22 protein-coding genes and 2 tRNA genes are annotated in these 19,804 nt (G+C 70.8%); 7 read left to right on the top strand and 17 right to left on the bottom strand.

Annotated features, from left to right (window positions below):
• The first annotated feature begins 78 nt into the window (after positions 1–78).
• Together ABKA17_RS14400 and ABKA17_RS14395 are read left to right on the top strand one after the other, a co-directional pair.
• On the top strand, positions 79–645 hold the full coding sequence (locus ABKA17_RS14400) for a SigE family RNA polymerase sigma factor (protein ID WP_353692428.1): 567 nt from the start codon (positions 79–81) through the stop codon (positions 643–645).
• 151 nt (positions 646–796) lie between these two features.
• Positions 797–2,476, top strand: coding sequence for a long-chain fatty acid--CoA ligase (locus ABKA17_RS14395; RefSeq protein ID WP_353692427.1), 1,680 nt, complete (start codon positions 797–799; stop codon positions 2,474–2,476).
• A 138-nt stretch (positions 2,477–2,614) separates the two neighbouring features.
• Here ABKA17_RS14395 and ABKA17_RS14390 read toward each other — a convergent pair whose 3' ends face one another.
• Positions 2,615–2,953 carry a hypothetical protein gene (locus ABKA17_RS14390; protein ID WP_353692426.1) on the bottom strand — a complete coding sequence of 113 codons (339 nt, stop codon included), beginning with the start codon at positions 2,951–2,953 and terminating at the stop codon, positions 2,615–2,617.
• Between the two features lie 153 nt (positions 2,954–3,106).
• Complete coding sequence (locus ABKA17_RS14385; RefSeq protein WP_353692425.1) at positions 3,107–4,309, bottom strand: MFS transporter; 1,203 nt, start codon at positions 4,307–4,309, stop codon at positions 3,107–3,109.
• A gap of 191 nt (positions 4,310–4,500) precedes the next feature.
• On the opposite strand from ABKA17_RS14385, the gene ABKA17_RS14380 reads away from it, so the two are divergent.
• Positions 4,501–5,079, top strand: a complete 579-nt coding sequence (locus ABKA17_RS14380) for a TetR/AcrR family transcriptional regulator (protein WP_353692424.1) — start codon at positions 4,501–4,503, stop codon at positions 5,077–5,079.
• A 42-nt stretch (positions 5,080–5,121) separates the two neighbouring features.
• On the opposite strand, the gene ABKA17_RS14375 is transcribed toward ABKA17_RS14380, so the two are convergent.
• Together ABKA17_RS14375 and ABKA17_RS14370 are read right to left on the bottom strand one after the other, a co-directional pair.
• Positions 5,122–9,378 (bottom strand): response regulator, encoded by a 4,257-nt coding sequence (locus ABKA17_RS14375; RefSeq protein WP_353692423.1) that lies wholly within the window; start codon positions 9,376–9,378, stop codon positions 5,122–5,124.
• 303 nt (positions 9,379–9,681) lie between these two features.
• Positions 9,682–10,161, bottom strand: coding sequence for an SSI family serine proteinase inhibitor (locus tag ABKA17_RS14370; protein WP_353692422.1), 480 nt, complete (start codon positions 10,159–10,161; stop codon positions 9,682–9,684).
• A gap of 172 nt (positions 10,162–10,333) precedes the next feature.
• Here ABKA17_RS14370 and ABKA17_RS14365 point away from each other — a divergent pair.
• Both ABKA17_RS14365 and ABKA17_RS14360 read left to right on the top strand, forming a co-directional pair.
• Positions 10,334–10,424 (top strand) — tRNA-Ser (locus tag ABKA17_RS14365).
• A 188-nt stretch (positions 10,425–10,612) separates the two neighbouring features.
• A tRNA-Arg gene (locus tag ABKA17_RS14360) sits at positions 10,613–10,685 on the top strand.
• 82 nt (positions 10,686–10,767) lie between these two features.
• Here the strand turns inward: ABKA17_RS14360 and ABKA17_RS14355 are convergent.
• The 13 genes from ABKA17_RS14355 to ABKA17_RS14295 form a co-directional block, all read right to left on the bottom strand.
• Positions 10,768–12,009 (bottom strand): tyrosine-type recombinase/integrase, encoded by a 1,242-nt coding sequence (locus ABKA17_RS14355; protein ID WP_353692421.1) that lies wholly within the window; start codon positions 12,007–12,009, stop codon positions 10,768–10,770.
• Positions 11,997–12,206 carry a helix-turn-helix domain-containing protein gene (locus ABKA17_RS14350; RefSeq protein WP_353692420.1) on the bottom strand — a complete coding sequence of 70 codons (210 nt, stop codon included), beginning with the start codon at positions 12,204–12,206 and terminating at the stop codon, positions 11,997–11,999. The genes ABKA17_RS14355 and ABKA17_RS14350 overlap by 13 nt, the downstream gene beginning before the upstream one ends.
• A complete protein-coding gene (gene repSA, locus ABKA17_RS14345; RefSeq protein WP_353692419.1) occupies positions 12,203–13,621 on the bottom strand; it encodes a replication initiator protein RepSA in 1,419 nt (472 codons plus the stop codon). Before repSA ends, ABKA17_RS14350 begins: the two co-directional genes overlap by 4 nt.
• Positions 13,618–13,827: a hypothetical protein gene (locus ABKA17_RS14340; protein ID WP_353692418.1), complete on the bottom strand. Its 210-nt coding sequence runs from the start codon at positions 13,825–13,827 to the stop codon at positions 13,618–13,620. Before ABKA17_RS14340 ends, repSA begins: the two co-directional genes overlap by 4 nt.
• An 88-nt stretch (positions 13,828–13,915) precedes the next feature.
• The gene (locus ABKA17_RS14335) at positions 13,916–14,230 is read right to left on the bottom strand and encodes a SpdD-like protein (RefSeq protein WP_353692417.1); all 315 of its coding nucleotides are present in this window, start codon (positions 14,228–14,230) and stop codon (positions 13,916–13,918) included.
• A 15-nt stretch (positions 14,231–14,245) separates the two neighbouring features.
• Positions 14,246–14,401, bottom strand: coding sequence for a hypothetical protein (locus tag ABKA17_RS14330; protein ID WP_353692416.1), 156 nt, complete (start codon positions 14,399–14,401; stop codon positions 14,246–14,248).
• 14 nt (positions 14,402–14,415) lie between these two features.
• Positions 14,416–14,607, bottom strand: a complete 192-nt coding sequence (locus ABKA17_RS14325) for a mobile element transfer protein (protein ID WP_353692415.1) — start codon at positions 14,605–14,607, stop codon at positions 14,416–14,418.
• 19 nt (positions 14,608–14,626) lie between these two features.
• Positions 14,627–15,310 (bottom strand): DUF2637 domain-containing protein, encoded by a 684-nt coding sequence (locus ABKA17_RS14320; RefSeq protein ID WP_353692414.1) that lies wholly within the window; start codon positions 15,308–15,310, stop codon positions 14,627–14,629.
• Between the two features lie 75 nt (positions 15,311–15,385).
• The gene (locus ABKA17_RS14315) at positions 15,386–15,754 is read right to left on the bottom strand and encodes a hypothetical protein (protein ID WP_353692413.1); all 369 of its coding nucleotides are present in this window, start codon (positions 15,752–15,754) and stop codon (positions 15,386–15,388) included.
• A 22-nt stretch (positions 15,755–15,776) separates the two neighbouring features.
• Positions 15,777–15,968 carry a hypothetical protein gene (locus ABKA17_RS14310; RefSeq protein ID WP_353692412.1) on the bottom strand — a complete coding sequence of 64 codons (192 nt, stop codon included), beginning with the start codon at positions 15,966–15,968 and terminating at the stop codon, positions 15,777–15,779.
• Positions 15,969–15,973: 5 nt separating this feature from the next.
• Complete coding sequence (locus ABKA17_RS14305) at positions 15,974–16,204, bottom strand: hypothetical protein (RefSeq protein ID WP_353692411.1); 231 nt, start codon at positions 16,202–16,204, stop codon at positions 15,974–15,976.
• Between the two features lie 57 nt (positions 16,205–16,261).
• Positions 16,262–17,602, bottom strand: a complete 1,341-nt coding sequence (locus ABKA17_RS14300; RefSeq protein ID WP_353692410.1) for an FtsK/SpoIIIE domain-containing protein — start codon at positions 17,600–17,602, stop codon at positions 16,262–16,264.
• A 3-nt stretch (positions 17,603–17,605) separates the two neighbouring features.
• The gene (locus ABKA17_RS14295) at positions 17,606–17,962 is read right to left on the bottom strand and encodes an SCO3933 family regulatory protein (RefSeq protein WP_353692409.1); all 357 of its coding nucleotides are present in this window, start codon (positions 17,960–17,962) and stop codon (positions 17,606–17,608) included.
• Positions 17,963–18,094: 132 nt separating this feature from the next.
• Between ABKA17_RS14295 and ABKA17_RS14290 the strand changes: the two genes are divergently transcribed.
• Together ABKA17_RS14290 and ABKA17_RS14285 are read left to right on the top strand one after the other, a co-directional pair.
• A complete protein-coding gene (locus ABKA17_RS14290) occupies positions 18,095–18,868 on the top strand; it encodes a GntR family transcriptional regulator (RefSeq protein ID WP_353692408.1) in 774 nt (257 codons plus the stop codon).
• 12 nt (positions 18,869–18,880) lie between these two features.
• The gene (locus ABKA17_RS14285) at positions 18,881–19,393 is read left to right on the top strand and encodes a GNAT family N-acetyltransferase (RefSeq protein WP_353692407.1); all 513 of its coding nucleotides are present in this window, start codon (positions 18,881–18,883) and stop codon (positions 19,391–19,393) included.
• The last annotated feature ends 411 nt before the right edge of the window (positions 19,394–19,804 follow it).

Raw genomic sequence — 19,804 nt, 5'->3', positions numbered from 1 at the left:
CCCTACAACCTGAGGCGGACTCGTCTTCGGGACCTGCGGCCGATCCGCCGGAGGCGCCCTCGCTCCTAGCGTGGAGCCATGACCACACCCGTCTGCACCAGCGTTTCGGACGCCGCAGTACCGGCGAGGCAGACCCGCCCGTATGCGACGTACCCCTCCTTCTCGTCGTACGTGAAGGCCCGCCAGCCGGTGCTGCTGCGTACCGCCCGGTCGCTGACCGCGAACCCGTGCGACGCGGAGGACCTGTTGCAGACCGCGCTCACCAAGACGTACGTCGCCTGGGAGCGGATCGAGGACCACCGGGCGCTGGACGGCTATGTGCGCCGGGCGCTGCTGAACACGCGCACGTCGCAGTGGCGCAAGCGCAAGGTGGACGAGTTCGCGACCGACGAGATCCCGGAGCCCGAGCCGGTGCCCGGCGGGGACGACCCGGCCGAGCAGCAGGCGCTGCACGACGCGATGTGGCGGGCGATCATGAAGCTGCCGGCCCGGCAGCGGGCGATGGTCGTCCTCAGGTACTACGAGGACCTGAGTGAGGTGCAGACGGCCGAGGTGCTCGGGGTGTCGGTGGGCACCGTGAAGTCGGCGGTGTCGCGGGCGCTGGGGAAGCTTCGCGAGGACCCGGAGCTGGGGCTGGTCCGCTGACAGCGGTCTTACGACGGTTCCCCTAGTGTGCGGAACCTGCCCGCCGGCGGGGTGAGACGACCACGTGGTGATGTGATCGATCACCGCCGCCTAGTGACATACCGCGCGGTATGTGAGCAGAATTTGCCCAGCCCTTACCACCGCGTAGGCAATGTCGCCCCGGGAGGACGCCGTGCTGAGCACGATGCAGGACGTACCGCTGCTGATCTCGAGGATCCTGGCCCATGGAGCCACGATCCACGGCACATCGCAGGTGACCACCTGGACCGGCGAGAGCGAGCCGCACCGGCGTTCCTTCGCCGAGGTCGGCACCCGAGCGGCCCAGTTGGCCCACGCGCTGCGCGAGGACCTCGGCGTCACGGACGACGAGCGCGTGGCGACCCTGATGTGGAACAACGCCGAGCATGTCGAGGCCTACTTCGCGATCCCGTCCATGGGCGCGGTCCTGCACACCCTCAACCTCCGGCTCCCCGCCGAACAGCTGGCGTGGATCGTGCACCACGCGGCCGACCGGGTCGTGATCGCCAACGGTTCGCTGCTGCCGCTGCTCGCCCCGCTGCTCCCGCACCTCAAGACGGTGGAGCACGTGGTCGTGAGCGGTCCGGGCGACCGTTCCGGACTCGCGGCCGCCGATGTCCAGGTGCACGAGTACGAGGACCTGATCGCCGGGAAGCCGACCACGTACGACTGGCCGGAGCTGGACGAGCGGCAGGCCGCCGCGATGTGCTACACCTCCGGCACGACGGGCGACCCCAAGGGTGTGGTGTACAGCCACCGTTCGATCTACCTGCACTCCATGCAGGTCAACATGGCGCAGTCGATGGGCCTGACCGACCAGGACACCTCGCTGGTGGTGGTGCCTCAGTTCCACGTCAACGCCTGGGGCCTGCCGCACGCGACGTTCATGACCGGCGTCAACATGCTGATGCCGGACCGCTTCCTGCAGCCCGCGCCGCTCGCCGAGATGATCGAGGCGGAGCGTCCGACCCACGCGGCCGCGGTCCCGACCATCTGGCAGGGCCTGCTCGCCGAGCTGACCGCCAAGCCGCGCAACGTCTCCTCCCTCACCCAGGTCACCATCGGCGGCTCCGCCTGTCCGCCCTCCCTCATGGAGGCCTTCGACCAGCTGGGCATGCGGGTCTGCCACGCCTGGGGCATGACGGAGACCTCCCCGCTCGGCACGATCGCCCGTCCGCCGGCCCATGTGGTGGGTACGGAGGCCGAGTTCGGTTACCGCCTCACCCAGGGCCGTTTCCCGGCCGGCGTCGAGGCCCGCCTCACCGGCCCCGGCGGCGAACGCCTTCCCTGGGACGGCGAGTCCGCGGGCGAGCTGGAGGTCCGCGGCCCCTGGATCGCCGGCGCCTACTACAACGGCCCGGACGCCGAACCCCTGCGCCCCGCCGACAAGTTCAGCGAGGACGGCTGGCTGAAGACGGGCGACGTCGGCACGATCTCCGCCGACGGCTTCCTCACCCTCACCGACCGCGCCAAGGACGTCATCAAGTCCGGCGGCGAGTGGATTTCCTCGGTGGAGCTGGAGAACGCCCTGATGTCCCACCCCGACGTCACCGAGGCCGCCGTCGTCGCCGTCCCCGACGACAAGTGGGGCGAGCGCCCGCTGGCCACGGTCGTCCTCCGCGAGGGCTCCACCGCCGACTTCGCGTCTCTGCGCGCCTTCCTCGCCGAGGAGGGCCACATCGCCAAGTGGCAGCTCCCGGAGCGCTGGACGATCATCGAGGCGGTGCCGAAGACGAGCGTGGGCAAGTTCGACAAGAAGGTACTGCGCAGGCAGTACGCCGAGGGCACGCTGGACGTCACCCAGCTGCGCTGATTCGCTTGCCCGCCACGGAGACCCCCGGCGCGCCGCCGGGGGTCTCCGTCGCCGGGACTCTGTCGTTGCTCGGGACGGCCGGAGGGCGCGGCGGGCCCACACCCGCCGCCCAGAGCCCGAGGGCCACTTGTGCCGGGCTCAAGGAATGATGCTGTCCGCGGAGAGCACCGGTTCCGCCCAGGCGGCGAAGCCGAAGATCGGTCGCCGAGCAAGCCGTCCCCCGCTGTCGTCATACAACGTATGACGCACCCTTCGGCCTCGCCGCACGAGGTAGCGCAGGCCCTCCACGTCGACGACCCCGCACTCACCGGCGTCCAGGTCGACGGAAGCGTCGTCGACGCGGTTGACCTCCCAACCCGCCTTCGCGGCGAGATGCATCCACACCTGGATGGCTCGCTCAGGATGCTCCGCAGAGAAGCCCGTCCCCACTCTCGCGATGATCTGCACCGGGTCAGGTCGCTCGTCCATGGCCGTCACAGCCCCTCTCATCGACAGGCGATCATGGCAGAGCCCTCAGCCCGGCCGACTCGCCCACCCCTGTCCGCACCCGCCTTGCCGGCGAACGTGCAACGACCGTCACCCCACAACGACAGTCACCGCCGCAACGACAGTGCCCCCCCGTAACGACAGTCACCGCCGCACGACAGTCGCCCCCCACCCCACCCCCAGCCACGCCCCCGCCACAGCGACCACTCCGGTCCAGCCGAAGTGGGTGAAGGCGAGGGCGGCCAGGGCCGAGGCGGTGGCGCCGCCGGCGAAGCCGGAGACGACGTAGGCGCTGTTGGCGGTGGCCGGGGTGGAGGTGGTGGTGAGGGCGAGGGTCTGGTTGGCAACGTGCGCGGCGACCAGGGCGGCGTGGATCGCGATCGCGGCGACGAAGAGCGTCGGCAGGACATGGCCGCCGAGCCAGAAGAGCGGGACGGACGCGGCGGCGAGGACGTACGCGCTGCGCACGACCTTCGCGGCGCCGAAGCGGTCCACCAGACCGCCCGCCAGCGGGGCCACCACGCTCGCCGACAGCCCGAAGAGGCCGAAGAGACCGGCGGTGGCGGTCGAGAGACCGTAGGGCTCGCCGGTCAGCAGCAGGGCGAGCGAGGTCCACAGGGCGCTCCAGGCGCCGTACATCCCGGCCTGGCGCACGCACGCGCGCCACAGTTCGGGCGAGCGGCGGACCAGGCCCGGCATCGAGGCGAGCCCGGAGAAGAGCCGGCCCTTCGCGACCGCCCCGGCGCTCGAGGGCAGGACGGACGCCGTCAGCAGGCCCAGTACCGCGGTGAGGACGGCCGCGCCGACGAACACCCAGCGCCAGCCGAAGGCGCCGCCGGCCAGTCCGCCGAGGACGCGGGCCGCGACGATGCCGGTGAACAGGCCCGCGATGACGGCGGCGACATGACGGGCGCGGCGGTCGGCCGGGGCGCGTTCGGCGACCAGGGGGACCAGCAGCTGGGGGACGACCGTCGCGGCGGAGGCGACGAAGACCGCGGCGGCGAGCGCGGTCGTGCCGGTCGCCGCCGCACTGGCGGCGAGGGCCACCGTCGTGGCCAGGGTGAGGGCGGCGACCAGGCGGCGCCGGTCGACGCGGTCGCCGAGCGGGGCGAAGAAGAGCAGGCCGGCGGCGTAGCCGAACTGGGCGACCGAGGCGATCCAGGCGACCGCGGAGGGGGTCGAGCCGAAGTCGTGGGCGATGAGGGGGAGCAGCGGGGCCGCGAGATAGATGTTGGCGGCCGTGACGGCGGTGCAGAGCGCGATGAGGACGAGGAAGAGACGGGCGCGGGCGGGCTCCCGGGAGGGGGTCCGGACGACCGTCGCGGTGGTGATCGCCGGTGAGGACATGAGCGGTGGTGCTCCTTCGGACGCGTACGAGCGGGGTGGGGCAGTGAACGGGCCGAGACAGTGAACGGGCAGACAGTGAACGGATCGAGTGGCAACCAACCAGTTGGTTGGATGACCGGACAACAGCCTGCACCGCCCGCGAATTCCCTGTCAACCAAACGGTTGGTTACTTCCCCCGCTACGCTGGATCCATGGCAGTGAGAGACCCCGAGGCCACCCGGGCCCGGATCTTCGAGGCGGCGATCGCCGAGTTCGCCCGGCACGGCGTCGCCGGCGCCCGTATCGACCGCATCGCTGGTGAGGCCAAGGCCAACAAGCAGCTGATCTACGCCTACTTCGGCAACAAGGCGGAGCTGTTCGACCGGGTCCTGGAGAAGACCATGCTCGACCTGGCCGTCGCCGTCCCCGTCGACGCGGACGACATCGAGGGCTGGGTCGACCGTGTCATGGACTACCACGTCGCCCACCCCGAGGTGCTGCGCCTGCTCTTCTGGGAGGGCCTGGAGTACGGCCTGACCGAGCTGCCCGACGAGGCCGGGCGCCAGGAGCACTACCGGGAGAAGATCGGCGCCATCCAGGACGGCCAGGACCGGGGCGTCATCTCCGACGCGATCCCCGCCCGCGACCTCCTCTTCCTCCTCATCGCCCTCGCCAACTGGTCCGCCGTCGTCCCCCAGATGCGACGCATCGTGGTCGGCGGCGAGGACGACGACCGCGACCGGCTGCGGGCATCGGTACGGGAGGCGGCGCGGAGGCTGGTGGCGAGGTAGGGCGGCGCGCGGCGCCGCCTGCCGATCAGGGTGCCGCGGGCTTCAGTTCGTCCCGATGCGAGCCAGCAGGTCCACGATCCGCGCCTGCACCTCGCCACTCGTCGACCGCTCGGCGAGGAAGAGAACCGTCTCCCCCGACGCCAGCCGCGGCAGGTCCGCCTGGTCCACGGCGGCGGTGTAGACGACGAGCGGCGTGCGGTTGAGCTGCCCGTTGGCGCGCAGCCAGTCCACGATGCCGGCCTGGCGCCGGTGCACCTGGAGCAGGTCCATCACGACCAGGTTCGGCCGGAACTGCCCCGCCAGCATCACCGCGTCCGCGTCACTCGCGGCCCGCGCCACCTGCATACCGCGCCGCTCCAGCGTCGCGGTCAGCGCCAGCGCGATCTCCGCGTGCTCCTCGATCAGCAGCACCCGAGGCGGATGCTGCTCGCTGTCCCGCGGCGCCAGCGCCTTCAGCAGTACGGCGGGGTCGGCGCCGTACGCCGCCTCGCGCGTCGCCTGTCCGAGCCCCGCGGTCACCATCACCGGCACCGAGGCCGCGACCGCCGCCTGCCGCAGCGACTGGAGCGCGGTCCGGGTGATCGGCCCGGTCAGCGGATCGACGAACAGCGCGGCCGGGAACGCCGCGATCTGCGCGTCCACCTCCTCGCGCGAGTGCACGATGACGGGCCGGTAGCCGCGGTCGCTCAGCGCCTGCTGCGTGGTGACGTCCGGCGCGGGCCACACCAGCAGCCGACGCGGGTTGTCCAGCGGCTCCGGCGGCAGCTCGTCGTCCATCGGCTGCGGCCGCGGCGGGTCGGCCACCTCGACGGCCCCACCGGGACCGTCCAGCGGCTCGGGCCCCTCGGCGGCGTTCTCGTCCGGCGCGCCTATGGCGTACGACCGTCCGGTGCCCTCCGTCATCTGCGCGAGCCGGGACTGCCCGGCCAGCGAGGGCTGCGGCTGCGCGGCGGCCTGCTCGCCCGTCGGATGCGGGCGCCCCGCGGCCGGGTCGGGCGGCGTGCCGAGCTTGCGACGGCGGCCGGAACCGCCGGGCTGGTGCGGCGCCGGCGTCTGCGTCGGCTGCTGCACCTGGGCCGCCTGCCGCGTGAACGGCACCCCCTGCCCCAGCGTCCGCACGCTGATCGCCCGCCCCTGCGTCGAGTTCGGGTCCACGGGCGCCGCCGCCTCCGCGGGCAACGGCTGCGCCGCCCGCGCCTGCGCGGCACCTGCTGCCGGAGCGGCGGTGGGCTGCGGTGCGTTCGGCGCTACGGCGGTGGCCTCGCCGTTCGCCTGAGCCGGTACGGCGGTGTCGTCGGCGGGGGGCCACGGCTGGGGAGCCTGGGCGCCCTGCTGAGCGGGGTCGGCCTCGGCGGGGAGCGGCTGACCCGCGGCGGTCTGGCCGGACGGCACCTGGGCGGGCAGCGCGATCTGACCGGTGGCGTGCTGTTGCGGCGCGGGCACGGCGGCGGGCCGGGCCACCTGGGCGGGCACCGGCTGCGCGGTCTGCTGCGCCGGAACCCCCTGCGCGGGCGTGGCTCCGGCTTCCCCGGGCGGGGTCACGGCCCGCCGGCGCCGGCCTGTCGGCGCGGAGGTGGGGTGCGCCTGGGGCGGGGTGTGGTCCCCGGACTGATCGTGCGGCACGGCGTCGTGCCGCCCGTCCTCGACGAGCCCGGCGGCGGGAACGGCGGTGGGCGAGGCAGTGGGCGGGGCCGTGGGTACGGCGGTGGGCGGGGCAGCGGGTACGGCCTGCCCCGGCACCTGCATGGCGACCTGGGCCCCGGGAGCCTGCCCGGGAAGACCGGCCTGAACCGGAAGTTGCGCGGGCACGGCGACCTGCGCACCGGCCGCCTGCGCGGGCACGGCGACCTGCTGCCCGGGGACAGCGATCTGCCCGGGCACGGCGACGCCGGCCTGGCCGGGACCCTCCGTACCGTCCCCGGCCCGGTCCGCCTCCGCGGGCGGCAGGGCGAACACCGCGCGCGGCGCGGCCTCCTGCGCGGCGGCACGCTCGTTCGCGGCGGCCAGGGCGCGGCGCCGGCGCCCGGTCGGCTGCGCCCCGCCGGACTCCGCGCCGGGATCGGCGGACGCCACCGCGGGCAACGCCGGCGGCAACGCGTGCTGTTCACCCGAGCCCGCACCCGCACCGGAGCCCGAACCCGGGCCCGAGTCCGGCAGGGCCCGGTGACCACCCGCGGGCGCGGGCACGCCCTGCGGCGGCACGGTCCCGCCCAGCCCGCTCCCCACGGCCGCGGTGCCCGCACCATGCTCACCGGCCATGACGACGGCACCCTCGGCGACACCGGCGACGGCGGCGCCCTCGACCCCGTCCGCAGCGGTGCCCTCGGCCGGCCTCCCACGTCGCCGCCCGGTCCCGCCGGAACCGGACTCCACGCCGGCCGGTGCGGGAAGGGCGGGCGCGGGAAGAGCCGGAGCCTCGTCGGCACGCCTCCTGCGACGCCCGGTGGGCACACCATCGGCCCCGTCGGACTCCCCGGAACCGGAGCCGGAATCGCCCTCGGCACCGAAGTCGGCACCGTTCGCCCCCGGCCCGTCGCTCTCCAGGAACGCGTCGACGGACGACCGCCGCGCCCGGCGCCGCCCACCGCCGCCGTCGGTCCCCTCGATCGCGGCCGGGGCCGTGGCCGCGACGGCCCCCGCCCCACCCCCGATGGGCACTTCGAGGACGTAGGCGTTACCGCTCATCCCCGGCACTTCATGCGTCTGGAGCACGCCACCGTGGGCGCGCACGATCCCGCGCACGATCGGCTCGTGCACCGGGTCTCCCCCGGCGTACGGCCCGCGCACCTCGATGCGTACGACCTCGCCGCGCTGCGCCGCCGCCACGACGACGGTGTTGTCCATGTAACCGCCCGCCGACACCGGCGCGTTGCCGGTCGCGTCGACGCCGGCGACGTCCGCGACGAGGTGGGCGAGGGCGCGGGCGAGCAGCTGCTGGTCGACCTCGGCCTCGATGGGCGGGGCGTGCACGGCGAACTGGACGCGCCCGGGCCCGATGAGCTCCACGGCCCCGTCGACACCCGCCGCGACGACGGCGTCGAGCATGACCTTCGTCCGGGTGATGCCGTCGGTGCCGGCGTCGAGGCGCTGGTAGGCGAGGACGTTGTCGATGAGCTGGGTGATCCGCGAGTACCCGGCGGACAGATGGTGCAGCACCTGGTTGGCCTCGGGCCACAGCTGCCCGGCGTCGTCCGCGGCCAGGGCGGCCAGGTCCCGGCGGAGTTCGTCGAGCGGCCCGCGCAGCGAGGCGCCGAGCAGCGTCAGCAGCTGCTCGTGCCGCCCGGCGAGGGCCTCGTACCGGTCCTTCTCCCGCTCCCCGAGGGCGGCGTAGCGCTCCTCGCCCGCGGCGAGTTCCTCCTCGTGCTGCTCCTGGAGCTGCTCGATCTCGGTGACGTGCTTCTGGCGCAGGGCGGTCAGCTCGGAGGCGTGCTCCTCGGCGAGCCGCTCCAGTTCCTCCGCGTGCCGCTGCTCGGCGGCGTCCTTCTCCTGGGCGAGCTGGTCGTAGGGCCGCCGGTCGGTGAAGGTCATGACGGCCCCGACGAGCTGGTCCCCGTCGCGCACCGGCGCGGTCGTCAGATCGACCGAGACCTTCTCGCCCTTCTTCGACCACACCACCTGCCCGCGCACCCGGTGCTTGCGCCCGGAGCGCAGGGTGTCGGCGAGCGGGGACTCCTCGTACGGGAACGGCGTACCGTCCAGGCGGGAGTGCAGCATGAGTTCGTGCAGCTCGCGGCCACCGAGGTCGCTGGCCCGGTAGCCCAGTATCTGAGCGGCGGCGGGATTCACGAGCACGATCCGCCCGTCGGTGTCGGTACCGACGACACCTTCCGACGCGGCCCGCAGGATCATCTCGGTCTGCCGCTGCGAACGCGCGAGCTCGGCCTCGGTGTCGACGGTCCCGGTGAGGTCGCGCACGACGAGCATCAGCAGCTCGTCGCTGCCGTAGCCGTAGTTGTCGTAGGCCTGCTGGCCGTTTTCGAGATTGGCGCTGGTGACCTCGACCGGGAACTCGGCCCCGTCGGTGCGGCGCGCGATCATCCGCGTCGGCTTGGTCTGTCCCCGCGGGTCCATGTGGTCCGGCCGCCGCATCGACCCCGGGATCAGCTTGGAGTCGAACTCGGGCAGCAGATCGAGCAGCCCGCGCCCGACCAGAGCCGTCCCCGGCGCCTCGAAGGCCTCGAGGGCGATGGTGTTGGCGTTCACGACGGTCCCGTTGGCGTTGACCAGGACCAACGCGTCGGGCAGCGCGTCGAGTATGGCTGCGAGGCGAGCAGCGCCTCGGGATGGCCTGCTGCTCACGAGACGCTTCCTCCCTGTTACCGCACCTTGCCGACCGCTCGGGCCATCTTGCCAACCGGCCCGCGACGTGTCACGCGAGGGAGTCTAAAGGCACGGGTTGTGCCGGGGGCGCCGGATGAGAGGGAGGTCGCACGACGAAGTGACGTAGAACGTGTGACCGCACACGCGACCACCTGCGCATGCTCCGCCTTCAGCTGCACACGAGACCCGGCCGGCCTCTCGATGAGACTTTCGCGGCATTCTTCCGGACGCCCTGTTTCCGCCATGAAATGCCTGTGCGAGGTACTTGCCGCCACCGCCGGCCTACCGCCCCATACCGGGCAGAACCGGTACGAGCCGGTCCCAGCGAGCGATCTGACACCCGTCACTGCGGTCGTACTTCGCGTCGACGGGCCGCCCGGCCCAGGTCCCCGTGACATACGCGGTGGCGGGCCCGCCGTACTGCATCGTGCACAGACTCCCCTCCGGTACGGGGGCGAAGGCGTCCTTGCCCCACTGCGTCCCGCGGTCGAGCGCGGCGCACGCGCTGCCGGCGTCGGGGTGCGTGCCACCGCCGGGATGGCAGTAGAGCTCGAAGGTCCCGTCCTTTCCTCCGCCGGCGTTGCGCACGGTGACGGTGAGGTGGTCGCCGGCGCGGTCGTCGTCGCGGGCGGGCGGCGGCATCAGGGAGGGCGCGGTGCGCTCGGAGTGGGCAAAGGCGGGTACGGCGGTGACGGAACCGGCGGCGACGAGTGTGGAGGCGCCGAGGACGAGGAGCCGGGCGAGCCGGGGGGACTGGAACATGACCTGACTAACGCGCCCCGCTCCGCCCGGTTGCGGCACCGCCGGCGTACCGCGGGGTAGTGCTTTGCCCTGCGGCCTTCCCGCCTAGTACCGTGGGAGGCGATTGGTGACACCACGCTCGACTGTGTCATCATCTGCACGCACCACTCGCGCTCGCGCGGGCGGTTGTGCTGGAGGCGTCGCCTAGTCCGGTCTATGGCGCCGCACTGCTAATGCGGTTTGGGGTTTACGCTCCATCGAGGGTTCAAATCCCTCCGCCTCCGCGCATGATCACGAAGCCCCGGTCCCAGCAACCGGGGCTTCGTCGTTCCCAAACGCCCCCGCTGAGTCGTTTCCGCAGGTCACAAGGGGTACGGCAAACGGATTTCACATGGCGGCGGCAGTCATGTAATGTTCTTCCTGTCGCCGCGAGCGGCCCGGAAGGGCAAGAAACGGCGAGAAAACAAAACAAGCACTCGTAGCTTAACGGATAGAGCATCTGACTACGGATCAGAAGGTTGCAGGTTCGAATCCTGCCGAGTGCACACAGGTCAAAGGCCCCGGATCTCTCCGGGGCCTTCGGCGTTTCAGGGGCGTACAGCAGCGAAGTACAGCAACGGGCTTCGACTAGGCGGTGCCACTCCCGCCCATCGCGTCGGACAGCTTGCCGATCGCGGCGCGCACCTCCTCCTCGCTCGCTTCGGCGTACACCTCCATCGTCATCGCGATCTGCGAGTGCCTGAGGATGCGTTGCGCGATCTTCGGGTGCACCTTGAGCGCGACCAGGAGCGAGCTGCATGTGTGTCGAGTGTTCCGGAGCGGGATGACCCGGAGCCCAGCACGGCGAGCCCGCAGGGCGAACATGCGCGTGAGGTTGCCCGGCTCGATCGGGGTGCCGTACTTCGTGGTGAAGACGAGATCGTGACTGCCCTGCCACAGCTCCCCGGCGGCTTTCCGGTCGCCGGTTTGCTGAGCGCGGCGCATCCGCAGTGCCTTGAGGCAGAGTGCCGGCAAGGGGAGGAAGTCGTCTGAGTCCTCGGTCTTGGTCTCGCGGTGAAGGATCTGGCGCCCGGCGCGCTGAATCTGGTGGTCGACGTACAGTTCCGCGCCCTCGAAGTCGACGGACTTCCATGTCAAGCCGAGGACCTCACCGCGGCGCAGGCCGAGGCAGAGCACCAGGACCCACGCGGCGAAGAGGTTGTCGTCCCGAGCAGCAGCATCGGTGAGGAACTGCCCGGCTTCGGCGACGGACCACGGCTTGATCCGTCGACGACGAGGCTTGGGCACCCGCACAAGGGAGGCGACGTTCTTGCCGATCTCCTCCTCGGTGACCGCGTGTGTCAGGGCAGCCCGCAAGGCGTCGCGCGCGGCTTGGATCACCCGGCGGGACGGGTACGACTCACAGCACTCCCCGACTGCACAGCACTTCCGGCGAGCGGGCGCCCGCTTCTTGTCCTTGCCCTGAGCACAGCACTGGCAGACGGTCGCCAGCTTGGTCAGCCACTCGCGGACATCGCGGACCGTGAGCCGGTCAAGTCGCTTGGGACCGAGGTACGGAGCGATGTAGAGCCGGACGGACCCCTCGTACGAGATGTACGTGAGGGGAGCCAAGTTCGGCTCGACGATCGAGTCCAGCCAGTACGTGAGGAAGGCGCCCAACGTCCGGTGCCGAGTGGCGACCGGGCCCTTCTTCGCCTCCGCGTGGAGGTTGAGCCACTTGTCGTGGACCTCTTCGCGGGTCTTGCCGTAGGCGTACTTCCGGGCTCGTTTTCCGTCCGGCTTGGTCACCCAGACGTAGGCGGCGAAGCCGTTCTTGTACGGGTAGATCGAGCCTTCCCCGTTGCCGCGCTTGCCGCTCATGCCGACCACCCCTGTTCGGCTTCCTGCGCCCGGCGCTCTACGTACTCGTCGACGTAGCGGGGGAGGATGCGGCGGTTGCGTCCGTCCTTGATGGAGCGGATCTGTCCGGTAAGGATCAGCATCTTGGTTTTGGAGAGGCTGTAGCCGAGCATTTCAGCGACCTCTGCGGTGGTGAACCACTTCCGTTCGATCACTGTGGTGGTCATGCCGCGGCTCCTTCCAGGGCCAGTCGGGCGGGTAGTTCCTGGCGGGCGGTTTCGCGGTTGAGCTGGAGGCCGCGGGCGATGGTGGCGGCGAGAGTGGCTTCGCCGGGGGTGTGGCCGTGTCCGGCGTACTGCCAGTCGGCGAGCACGAGGACGGTGTCCGGCTCGATGTCGTCGAGGCCGCGGGCTTGGCGTTCTTGGGCGGCGCGGTAGTCGGCGCGGGTCTGGCGCAGGGCGCCGAGGGTGGTGGAGTAGCGGCGGGACTTGGAGGAGAAGTGGCCGCGGAAGCCGAGCATGTGCGCCCAGTTGAGGAGCTTGCGGTCCGGGTAGAGCGGGTGCAGGTCGAGGCAGGCCGCGATGAGTCGGCGGGGGTGGTCGGGGATGCCGAGGAGTTCCAGGGCTTCCTTGTTGCCGATCCGGCGGTCGACGGTGTCGGTGCTCTCGGCCGCTTTGGTGGCGTACTTGGCGACGTAGGACGCCACCGCCTGTTCCGTTAACTCAGAGCCGTCACCGAAGGCCCTGATGGGACGGATGTCGAGCTGTCGGCCCCAGCAGAAGGTGCGGGCGGGTTGGGTGATGGCCGACTTCTTCGGATCCGGCTGATAGCGGGCCGCGGGCACGCTGACGCTGGTGTAGGCATGCCGGCACGCAGCCCGAATCGCATCAGTCAGCAGGTCAGTAGTGGCCCAGGCGGGCGGGGGTGCTTGGTCGTAGCACCCGTCCAGGCGGATCACTGCGTGGAAGTGGACAGCGCCGCGCTTTTGGAACTCTGCCACCTTGCCGTAGGAGACTTGGCAGACCTCGGAGAGTTCGCGTTGGGTCAGTCCGGCCCGGGCGGCGATCTCGCGGCGGAGCCGGTTGGTGAAGCGCATCCACAGCTGCCCGGCGTGGTTGTTGAAGAGCACCGCGCCCGCGTAGTCATAGGTCGCCGGGTCGAGAGCGGAGCCGAGGACGGGATCATCCGGAGCGTGCCGAGTACCGCAGGCGCACACACGCCGGTCAGGCCGGTTGTGGACCGGGCCGAACGAGGGCGCGGTGAGGGTGGCGAATACCCGGGGGTGATCGCGGACGGTGGCCGGGATGCCGCGGAGGTCGTCTCCGGCCAGCCCGGCGCGGATGAGGTGATAGGTGTCTCCGGCGTAGGTGAAGGCGCAGGCCGGGCAGCGGGAGGCCCGCCGGTTGCCGCACGCGATCCGCAGCCGCCCGCCCGGCTCGTGCTCGGTGGAGTAGTGGTGCAGGACCTCACCGCTGGTCTTGTCTTTGTGCAGGACCCAGCCGCGCAGGTGGATCGGGTCGGCACAGCCGCCAGTCCGTTTGATCTGGTCTTGCCAGCGTTCGAAGCCCGGAGACCCGGCCACCTTCAATGCATCAGCGAGGGTGGCCGGGTTCAGGCCCGCGAGGGTCGCGGTGTCACTCATGCGGCGGCCTCCACGTCCGCGGGGTTGAGGTGGGGGCGCAGGGGCACGGTGCCGGTGCCGCGGCAGGCCGGGCAGACGACGGTGACCGTGCGCAAGAGACCGCGGTGGTCACGGCCGACACCGGTGGTGATGGCGGCGGTGGCGAAGCCGTGGCAGTTCGGGCAGACCCGTGTGAGGGACTGCGAAGCCGAGGCGGGGCCGGTCATGATGAGGGTTCCTTCCGGTTGAAAGATCGGTGAGGGAAGGCGCCCGGAGCGGCGGAAGTTTGGCGACCGAGGCCGCTCCGGGGGCCGGTCAGCGTCGGGTGTCGCTGGCGAGGATCGAGCGGATCACCAGGGCACAGATGGCGAGTGAGGCGCCGGTGATGGCGACCGCGAGGAGCATCGAGACCAGCACCGCTCCGATGACGAGCACGCCGACCACGCCCATCCCGGCCGTGGCGACCACGGCGCCGGGGGTGAGCTGCACGACCGGCCGCGAGGACGCCGGAGCCATCGGGGCGGGCGGCGGGGCCGGGGTGCCGGGGGTGATGCTGGTCGGCTGGAGGACGGCGGGCGGGTTGCTCAGTCCGGTCGGGATCGGGTTGACGGGGATCTTCGGGCGGATCATCGGTGGTGTCCCTTCCTATTTGGTTGCGGTGTCGAGGGCGGGGGCGAGGAAGCTGTCGGCGAGGAGGTAGCCGCCGAGCAGCAGGACCATGACGAGCCACCAGGGCGGGCGGATGAGCTTGACGCCGACCACGCCCAGGCAGAGGAGGAAGAACCACAGCGGCACGGACATGAGCTGGTCTCCTGTCAGCGGACGGGGCAAACGTGGCCGCGGGCGGCGATCATGGCGGCGTCGTAGGAGTCGTAGGCGGATGACCAGCCGCAGTCCTCGGACTCGCAGGCGGCGACGTATTTCATGTGGCCGTTGCGGTCCTGGCCGCCGCCGATGGCGGTGGTCCCGACGCGGTGCATCTCGTTCCAGATCGTGTACAGGCCCATGGGTGAACTTCCCTTCTAGTCAGGTGAGTTGGGCGGCGATGGCGTCCGCCATGGGGGCGGGGACGCCGAGGCGGGCGCGCAGGGTGTCGGTGTCGATGGGGGTACCGGTGCGGGTCTGGTGGTCGTCGGCGACCTTGCGCGCGTGGTCGACCAGCGCGGCAGGCACCGCCACAGCCAGAGCAGGCGCCGGAGCCGGGGCCGGGTCGGCCGTGGGCAGGGCCGGGACCTGCACGGATGCGTCAAGCGGGTCGGCCGGCAAGGGTGCCGGACCGGGGATCGGTTCCGCGGCGACGTCCGGTTCCGGGACCGGATCTGAGAGCGACGGCCGGGCCGGTTCCCGCTCTCCGGCCGAGTGGGCGAGGAGTGTGCCGCCGAGGAAGGCCAGGGCGGGCCATCCGGCGATGCCGAAGCGCAGCCAGGCGGGCGGATGCTGAAGGTCGAGGAATCCGGCGGTAGCGACGTTGGCCCCGAGTGAGGCGACCAGGGCGATGAGGAACCAGGACCAGGCCAGCCGGGACGGGCCGTCGCTGCGTAGGCGTCGCCAGGCGGCGACGAGGAGGAGGTCGACGGAGACCGGGTAGGCCCAGGCTTTCCAGCCGGTCTGTCCGGCCGCGGCGGCGAGGTCGTGCAGGTGGGCGAAGGACAAGGCTCCGGCGATCACGGCCTGAACGAGCACAGCATCCAGACGCAGCGAGCGGGTCATGTCCTCACCTCCATTCACGAGGAGTTGGGCCGCGGCGAGGCGGGGAACGGGTCCGGCCGCCCCGCCGCAGGTGAATCAGCAGAAGTCGATGCGGGTGACGGGTCGGGCGCCGGGCAGCGGGACGGCTGAGTCCTGCGGGTGGCCGAAGCCCTCGCAGGAGCACGGCTTGATCAGGCAGACGGGGGTGCGGACGTAGAGCCGCTGGCAGCCGGTCGGGACGTAGCCCAGAGCCCACGATTTGTTGCGGCATTCACGGGCCAGTGAGAGGAAACCCCACACTTCGCGGGCGTAGCGATTGGCGGCGGCGAGGGCGACGCGAGCGGGCACATGGCCGTCAACGTCGATCGCGAACAGTTCCTCCGCAAAGCTCCAGAGCTCGGTGACCTTCAGAACCTGGTAGCCGACCGACGTGCTGTCACGGTCCGGTGTGGCGATGGCAGTCATGGGCGGGTTCCTCCTTCAGGGGTCAGTTGCTCGGGGCTTCGCCGGTGCCGAAACAGGCCAGGCACATCCCGGTCTGCTCACCCACCACGCGCTGCTTGCGGCCGACGCGGACGGCTCGGGACACCTCTCCGGTGCCGTGACAGGCCGGGCACTTCACCGGCTCCGGCTTCGGCTTGGCGGTCCGGCGGGTAGGCGGCTTCTTCGCGGTCGCCATGCCCCTCACGTCCCGTCGGGGTACTGGGGGCCGTCGTTGGGGTCGTAGCCGGGCGGGAAGGTGCCGGGCGGCGGCTCCGGCAGCGACACAGCCAGCGACGGGCCGACCAGCTCGACGAAGGTCAGGTCGGCGTCGTCGGCGTTGGCGTACAGGGCCAGGGCGCCGAGCATCATCACGGTGCGGGCGAAGTCCTCGCAGTGCGGGCACATGGAGGCGATCTCCCTTCCATCAGGCATGGATCGGGTAGGGACCTGGCGCGAGGCGGTCACGCCGACCGTGGAACAGGGGTGGGGTCAGGCGGCTTCGGCCACCGCGGGCGCCGGGTCGGGCGCGAGATCGAACAGCGGGCGGAAGCGGGCCAACTCCGGGAGCACCGGGGCCAGATGGGCGTGCCGGTTGCAGGCGGCGACGGCCTGTCGCATGGTCGTGTGCGGGGTGCGGATGCGGACCCACTCGCCCGTCGAGTAGCCGACGATCGCCATGCCGCGCCGGGTGTTAGGGATTTGGGTCGCGGCGAACACCGCGTGCGGGGAGATGTCGCCGAAGGCCATCTTGGCGGTGGATTCGTCATTCACGCGGTGCACCATCCGGCCGGTGAGCTGGGCGCGGAGCATGGTGATGCCGTCGCCGAGTTCGGAGCCGAAGCGCTGGCCGTAGATGTCCAGGAAGATGCCGGCAGCCCGGCCGAGCTGGGCGAGGCGGACCAGGGCCTTGACGATCCGGTCGCGGCGCGGGTCGTTCTTCTTCGTGCTCAGGGTGAGTTCGGCGATCTCATCGATGGTGACCACGATCGGCACCGGCCGCAGCTCCTCGGGCAGATCCCAGATGTTCGCGGCGATCTCCCCGTCCGGGGTGTCGGCACTGATCCGCTGCTCGATGCGGACCACGTCGTAGATGCCCTCCATCCGCGCCACCAGTGCTTCGAGCAGCTCCACGGCATCGTCGGGGTTGTCGGCGAGGGCGGAGAAGCGGCGGGCAAACGGCCCCAGCTCGATCTTCTTGCAGTCGATGCCGACCAGCGCCACGTGTTGTGCGGCGAGTTCTTTGATCACGGTGCGTTGGGTGACGGACTTCCCGGACTGTGTGGCGCCGACCGTGATCGAGTGCGGGACCTCGCGATAGTCGCGGTAGTGGACCGTGCCGTCCTCCACCAGGGCGAGGGGGATCTTCAGTACGCCGCTGTCGGGGGTGGCGGGCATCTGGACCCGCTTGAGGACGTCGTAGCCGGTCAGGGTGAGTTCCACGACTCCCGGCTTGATCTCGCGTGAGGTGACCTGGTGGACGGCGAAGGAGTGCCGCAGCCGGTCGGAGGCGGCGGAGAACTCGAACGCGTCCTGACCCGGCCACAGCCGGACCCGCAGCCGCAGCCCGGTGCGTGTCGGGCGGATCCACAGCAGGCGCGGGACTCGTTGCTGCGGGACCGGCTTGCCCGCCCAACGGGCCCATGCCCGGCGCATCCGCGAGGCCGGAACCGTCAACCGGCACGCCTCCATCGTGGTCGCGTAGCGGACCCGCACCCGAACGATGGCCAGCACGGCGCCGAAGGCGAACCAGTACCAGACCGGGCGGCGCCAGCGCAGCAGCAGCGCCAGCACGGCCAGGGCCGCGCACGCGATCACTAACAGCTTCAGCATGGTCTAGGCCGCCTTCGGCTTCGACGCAGCCGCGACAAGCGAGGTGACCGCGACCGCACGGAACGCGATCCCGTGCCGCTTCTGCCCGTTGAACTCGTTCTCCCACGGCCGGGCAATCAGACCGGTCAACGCGACCGGAGTACCCATGGCCAGCTCACCGGAGATACCCGGCTCCGGGACGGCAATGGAGAGGATCTCCACCTCGTCGTTGGCCGCGAACATCACGTCCACGGTCATCATGTTCGCCCCGGTCTCCGCGTCAACGGCGATCTCACCGGTACGACGGTCCTTGACCTTGAGCTGCGGAGCCTTGGCAACCATCACGGTCGCACCGGACGTCTCGACAGGAATCTGACGCATGGCAAATCTCCTTGCTCGTGGCACACCACAGGTGGGCCAACTGGCTTGAGCCACTTACTGGCTTAAGCCAGTTGAGCACAGGTCCGTGCCGGGGTCAACAAGGTGGCTTGAGCCAGTTGCTAAACTCCGGTCATGACGTCCGCCCGCCCCTCGGCTCCGCAGCCCCCGAGTCGGCGCATCGCCGAAGAACTCCGTCGCCAGATCGAGAGCGGAGAACTTCAAAGCGGCGAAAAGCTGCCATCTGAGCGCGTGCTAGCCGAGACATACGGAGCGGCACGGAACACCGCCCGTGAGGCCGTCCGGATACTTGCTGAACAGGGACTCGTCACTGCGAAGCACGGGAGTGGCGTCTTCGTCCGCAAGCCACAGAAGCTGTTCCGGTTCGGCAGTGATCGCTACTCGCTCAAGAACCGCGAGACGGGCTTGACGCCGTTCCGGCTGGAAGCGAAGCGTCAGGGCAAGGTGGCCAGGATCGAGGTTCCGTCCATCGCTCGTGAGAAGCCACCGGCTGACGTGGCGGAACGCTTGAAGGTGTCTGCGGACGAAGAGAGCGTTGTCCACCGGGAGAACCACTACTTCGCGGACGACGTACCAGTGCAGATCGTTTCGACCTATCTCAGGTGGGACGAGGCGCAAGGAACGCTGCTCATGCAACCGAAGACGGGGAAGGACGGCATCTACGGCCGCCTAGAGGAACTTGGGCATGTCATGACGCGCGTCCGCGACGAGATCAGCGCAAGGATGCCCACCCCCGAAGAGTCCGAGATCCTCGAACTCTTGCCTGGCGTCCCGGTTCTGGAAGTGCTGCACACGAGCTTGGACCAGGAGGGCATCCCGTTCGAGGTGTCCCGTTACGTGCATCGAGCCGACCAGACCGGCCTGCTCTACGAACTGCCAGTCGAGTGACAGGAGTCGCAGGTGAAGTCCTTGATCGTCCGACCCTTCGAAGATGCAGATCTGACCGAAGCCGCCACGGCATTGGTCGAGGTTCATGCCACTGACGGGTACCCGGTTGAGGGGGTAGACCAGCCGGAGACTTGGTTGCGATCTGCCGACGTGATCGCGGCATGGGTGGCGAAGCTCGATGGTGCCGTTATTGGGCATGTCGCGATCATGCGCCCACAGGGTGAGGACGCCGTCTCTCTTTGGATGGAGCAGAGCGGCGACCGCGAAGACCAAATCGCAGTTCTCGCCAGGTTGTTCGTCGTCAAGGCGGCCAGGAAGCATGCCGTCGGCGAGCGCCTCATGCAGGCCGCCATGAGCTATGGCAGCGAGCACGGGTTCCGGCTGGTCCTAGATGTGATGACCAAAGACTCCGCTGCCATACGCCTCTACGAGCGGCTTGGCTGGCGCGAGATCGGCCGCGCACCGCACCACTACGGCAACGGGCAAAGCGTCGACGCGGTGTGCTACGTCGCCCCGAGCAGCTGACCGACCGGGCGCGGTAAGAGTTTCTCTACTTCATCAAGGCTCGCTGCGCTCGCGGCCGGCACGCTCCGGCCGCGAGCGCCAACCACCCTACGACCTGGGGCTCTTGCTCAGGTGACGCAGGGCACGCCCACGGGGAACCACCGCCGCGATCCGGCCTTGGGATGGAAGACCCAGCAGCAACCGAAGAACCCCCAAGGCGCACGAGCACGAGACACCCCATCAAGACCATCAGACCCGGGCAGCCCAACGGAGTCGGGATCGATCAGGGGACCGAGGGCCGCGCACGCGCGGCGGCGCCGGTCGGCCGCCGCCGCGCCGCCTCTATGTCTGCGCCACCGGCCGCGCACCGCCGCCCGCCCGTCGCCACCAGCAGCGGCCAAGAACCAAGCACCGGGCAATCAGGTACAGGGG

The sequence above is a fragment of the Streptomyces sp. RG80 genome (assembly GCF_040446465.1).
GTDB lineage: Bacteria > Actinomycetota > Actinomycetes > Streptomycetales > Streptomycetaceae > Streptomyces.
Note: the sequence above shows the minus strand (reverse complement) of the source record. Positions and strands in the feature narration are given on the sequence as shown.